Genomic DNA, 5546 nt, shown 5'->3' on the forward strand with positions numbered 1-5546 from the left:
TTTTTCTGGAGGGTTCCGTTGTTGGTTGGGAACCGCATAGTGGACGAAAGCAGCATATCTTTTACACCATCCGTGGTGTGAACGTCTTTTGATGCCGTTCACGGGTGGTGTGTGTGGTGTAAGTTATCGGCTTATTAGTACCGGTCAGCTTCACAAGTCGTTAGTCCTTGCTTCCACGTCCGGCCTATCAACCCAGTGGTCTGGCTGGGGGCCTCTCACACAAATGTGTATGGAAATCTCATCTCGAAGCAGGCTTCCCGCTTAGATGCTTTCAGCGGTTATCCCATCCGAACGTAGCTAATCAGCGGTGCACTTGGCAGTACAACTGACACACCAGAGGTTCGTCCGTCCCGGTCCTCTCGTACTAAGGACAGCCCTTCTCAAATTTCCTGCGCGCGCAGCGGATAGGGACCGAACTGTCTCACGACGTTCTAAACCCAGCTCGCGTACCGCTTTAATGGGCGAACAGCCCAACCCTTGGGACCTACTCCAGCCCCAGGATGCGACGAGCCGACATCGAGGTGCCAAACCATGCCGTCGATATGGACTCTTGGGCAAGATCAGCCTGTTATCCCCGAGGTACCTTTTATCCGTTGAGCGACGGCCATTCCACAATGTACCGCCGGATCACTAGTCCCGACTTTCGTCCCTGCTTGAGATGTCTCTCTCACAGTCAAGCTCCCTTGTGCACTTACACTCGACACCTGATTGCCAACCAGGCTGAGGGAACCTTTGGGCGCCTCCGTTACTTTTTAGGAGGCAACCGCCCCAGTTAAACTACCCATCAGGCACTGTCCCTGACCCGGATTACGGGCCGAAGTTAGATATCCAGTATGACCAGAGTGGTATTTCAACGATGACTCCCCCTGAACTAGCGTCCAGGGTTCACAGTCTCCCACCTATCCTACACAAGCCACACCGAACACCAATACCAAACTATAGTGAAGGTCTCGGGGTCTTTCCGTCCTGCTGCGCGTAACGAGCATCTTTACTCGTAGTGCAATTTCGCCGAGCTTATGGTTGAGACAGCGGGGAAGTCGTTACTCCATTCGTGCAGGTCGGAACTTACCCGACAAGGAATTTCGCTACCTTAGGATGGTTATAGTTACCACCGCCGTTTACTGGGGCTTAAATTCCCAGCTTCGCACCCCGAAGGGCACTAACCGGTCCTCTTAACCTTCCAGCACCGGGCAGGAGTCAGTCCGTATACATCGTCTTGCGACTTCGCACGGACCTGTGTTTTTAGTAAACAGTCGCTTCCCCCTGGTCTCTGCGGCCCCACAACGCTCACGACAGCAAGTGTCGGTCACGGGTGAGGCCCCCCTTCTCCCGAAGTTACGGGGGCATTTTGCCGAGTTCCTTAACCATAATTCTCTCGATCGCCTTAGTATTCTCTACCTGATCACCTGTGTCGGTTTGGGGTACGGGCGGCTAAAACCTCGCGCCGATGCTTTTCTAGGCAGCATAGGATCACCGGATCCCCGCATAACGGGGCCCATCGGGTCTCAGAGACGGTATCAAAACCAGGACCACGGATTTGCCTATGGTCCCTCCTACATCCTTAGACCGGGGCAACCATCGCCCGGCCCGGCTACCTTCCTGCGTCACACCTGTTAATACGCTTACCTCCCAGGATCAGGTCCCGCGCTCCACCAAAAACCACGTCACCCTAAAAGGGTGGGCAGTCAGGTATTGGGCGGTTAGTATCCCCTGCTCAGTATGGGCGGTTTTTCGCCGGTACGGGAATATCAACCCGTTGTCCATCGACTACGCCTGTCGGCCTCGCCTTAGGTCCCGACTTACCCAGGGCAGATTAGCTTGACCCTGGAACCCTTGATCATTCGGCGGACGGGTTTCTCACCCGTCTTTCGCTACTCATGCCTGCATTCTCACTCGTGTAGGCTCCACCGCTGGTTTACACCGCGACTTCACCGCCCACACGACGCTCCCCTACCACTCCAGACGCCTGAACTCAGGAGAACAAGTCTCCGGCTTAGCTAATATCTGAAATCCACAACTTCGGCGGTGTACTTGAGCCCCGCTACATTGTCGGCGCGGAATCACTTGACCAGTGAGCTATTACGCACTCTTTCAAGGATGGCTGCTTCTAAGCCAACCTCCTGGTTGTCTTCGCAACTCCACATCCTTTCCCACTTAGCACACGCTTAGGGGCCTTAGTTGGTGGTCTGGGCTGTTTCCCTCTCGACTATGAAGCTTATCCCCCACAGTCTCACTGCTACGCTCTCACTTACCGGCATTCGGAGTTTGGCTGACGTCAGTAACCTTGTAGGGCCCATTAGCCATCCAGTAGCTCTACCTCCGATAAGAAACACGTAACGCTGCACCTAAATGCATTTCGGGGAGAACCAGCTATCACGAAGTTTGATTGGCCTTTCACCCCTACCCACAGCTCATCCCCTCCATTTTCAACTGAAGTGGGTTCGGTCCTCCACGACGTCTTACCGTCGCTTCAACCTGGCCATGGGTAGATCACTTCGCTTCGGGTCTAGATCACGCCACTCACTCGCCCTATTCAGACTCGCTTTCGCTACGGCTTCCCCACACGGGTTAACCTCGCGACGTAACACTAACTCGCAGGCTCATTCTTCAAAAGGCACGCCATCACACCACCACCCCCAAAAGGATGGCAACGCTCTGACGGATTGTAGGCACACGGTTTCAGGTACTGTTTCACTCCCCTCCCGGGGTACTTTTCACCTTTCCCTCACGGTACTTGTCCGCTATCGGTCATCAGGGAGTATTTAGGCTTACCAGGTGGTCCTGGCAGATTCGCACGGGATTTCTCGGGCCCCGTACTACTTGGGATACTCTCCAAACGGCAGCACGCATTACGGTTACGGGACTTACACCCTCTCCGGCCGGCCTTTCAAGACCGTTCACCTATACGCCTGCACTCATTTCACTGATCCGGCAGAATCAGAACGGAAAGTCCCGCAACCCCAGTGATGCAACGCCCGCCGGCTATCACACACCACTGGTTTAGCCTCATCCGCGTTCGCTCGCCACTACTAACGGAATCACTATTGTTTTCTCTTCCTGTGGGTACTGAGATGTTTCACTTCCCCACGTTCCCTCCACGCACCCTATGTGTTCAGATGCGGGTCACCCGGTCCATCGCTGGCCAGGCGGGGTTTCCCCATTCGGAAATCCTGGGCTCACAGTCCGGTTATCGACTCCCCCAGGCTTATCGCAGATTCCCACGTCCTTCTTCGGCTCCTGATGCCAAGGCATCCACCGTGTGCCCTTAAAAACTTGACCACAAAAGATCAAAAAACATATCGAGAAAACCATGGAAACAAACCGAAGTCTGAAACCAAGATTTTTTGAAATTGCTTCTTATTTTTAAGATGCTCTCGTCCACTATGCAGTTCTCAACCAACAACCCCACACCACCAACCAAAACCCCCCACACACCAACACGGCATGTACCCGAGGATTCCGCTGCCATGGCAGGGAAAAACCAGAAACCCCAGTACCCCAACCCACCCCACACCACCCACACACCCCCGCGACCAACCCCCCACAAAGGAGAGAAAACCACCAGAACATGCACGACAATGCACGAGAATCAGGGCCCTGTTATTTCAGGACCCAACAGTGTGCCATACGATAAACCCGATCACCACCAACCAACACCCTTTCCACACCACCCCCGAAGGAATGACCGTACTCAACTGCCAGCCAGCGCCACCAGGCACCTATCCGTTGATATTCCACCCTTGAGCAGCCCACCGCGGAACAAACGCCCGCGCAATAGGCCATACTCCTACGAACCCCACACCAACCACAGTGGGCCGATGCAACAGATTCGAGGTGCTCCTTAGAAAGGAGGTGATCCAGCCGCACCTTCCGGTACGGCTACCTTGTTACGACTTAGTCCCAATCGCCGGTCCCACCTTCGACAGCTCCCTCCCCACAAGGGGGTTAGGCCACCGGCTTCGGGTGTTACCAACTTTCGTGACTTGACGGGCGGTGTGTACAAGGCCCGGGAACGTATTCACCGCAGCGTTGCTGATCTGCGATTACTAGCGACTCCGACTTCATGAGGTCGAGTTGCAGACCTCAATCCGAACTGAGACCGGCTTTTTGGGATTAGCTCCACCTCACAGTATCGCAACCCTTTGTACCGGCCATTGTAGCATGCGTGAAGCCCAAGACATAAGGGGCATGATGATTTGACGTCGTCCCCACCTTCCTCCGAGTTGACCCCGGCAGTCTCCTATGAGTCCCCGCCATAACGCGCTGGCAACATAGAACGAGGGTTGCGCTCGTTGCGGGACTTAACCCAACATCTCACGACACGAGCTGACGACAACCATGCACCACCTGTAAACCGGCCGCAAGCGGCCAACACATCTCTGCGCTGTTCCAGTTCATGTCAAGCCTTGGTAAGGTTCTTCGCGTTGCATCGAATTAATCCGCATGCTCCGCCGCTTGTGCGGGCCCCCGTCAATTCCTTTGAGTTTTAGCCTTGCGGCCGTACTCCCCAGGCGGGGCACTTAATGCGTTAGCTACGGCGCGGAAAACGTGGAATGTCCCCCACACCTAGTGCCCAACGTTTACGGCATGGACTACCAGGGTATCTAATCCTGTTCGCTCCCCATGCTTTCGCTCCTCAGCGTCAGTTAATGCCCAGAGACCTGCCTTCGCCATCGGTGTTCCTCCTGATATCTGCGCATTTCACCGCTACACCAGGAATTCCAGTCTCCCCTACATCACTCTAGTCTGCCCGTACCCACCGCAGATCCGGAGTTAAGCCCCGGACTTTCACGGCAGACGCGACAAACCGCCTACGAGCTCTTTACGCCCAATAATTCCGGATAACGCTTGCGCCCTACGTATTACCGCGGCTGCTGGCACGTAGTTAGCCGGCGCTTCTTCTGCAGGTACCGTCACTTTCGCTTCTTCCCTACTGAAAGAGGTTTACAACCCGAAGGCCTTCATCCCCCACGCGGCGTCGCTGCATCAGGCTTGCGCCCATTGTGCAATATTCCCCACTGCTGCCTCCCGTAGGAGTCTGGGCCGTGTCTCAGTCCCAGTGTGGCCGTCCACCCTCTCAGGCCGGCTACCCGTCGTCGCCTTGGTAGGCCATTACCCCACCAACAAGCTGATAGGCCGCGAGTCCATCCAAAACCGCAATAAAGCTTTCCACCAACATGGCATGCGCCAGAAGGTCATATCCAGTATTAGACCCGGTTTCCCAGGCTTATCCCAGAGTCAAGGGCAGGTTACTCACGTGTTACTCACCCGTTCGCCACTAATCCCCCAGCAAGCTGGGATCATCGTTCGACTTGCATGTGTTAAGCACGCCGCCAGCGTTCATCCTGAGCCAGGATCAAACTCTCCGTAAATGTATTACAGACACGCACCCACCACCAGGAAAAACCAGCAAACAGGCACGCGCTAAATTCGAAACCAGCCAAAAACAACCACACAACACCACGGGGTGGCATCACATGATCAAATTCAACCAATCAATAAAACAATCGGTATCAACAAACATGGCACACTATTGAGTTCTCAAA

Annotated in this window: 2 rRNA genes; both read right to left on the reverse strand. The window is 54.8% G+C overall.

The features are described 5' to 3' along the window. Positions 1-113: 113 nt before the first annotated feature. Positions 114-3279: ribosomal RNA gene (locus tag IWX62_RS15945) — 23S ribosomal RNA — on the reverse strand. A 566-nt stretch (positions 3280-3845) separates the two neighbouring features. Next, positions 3846-5372 (reverse strand): 16S ribosomal RNA (locus tag IWX62_RS15950). Together the 16S and 23S rRNA genes form the textbook arrangement of a ribosomal RNA operon. Between the last annotated feature and the right edge of the window lie 174 nt (positions 5373-5546).

Origin of the sequence: Arthrobacter sp. CAN_A1 (genome assembly GCF_015751665.1) — a bacterium.
GTDB lineage: Bacteria > Actinomycetota > Actinomycetes > Actinomycetales > Micrococcaceae > Arthrobacter_D.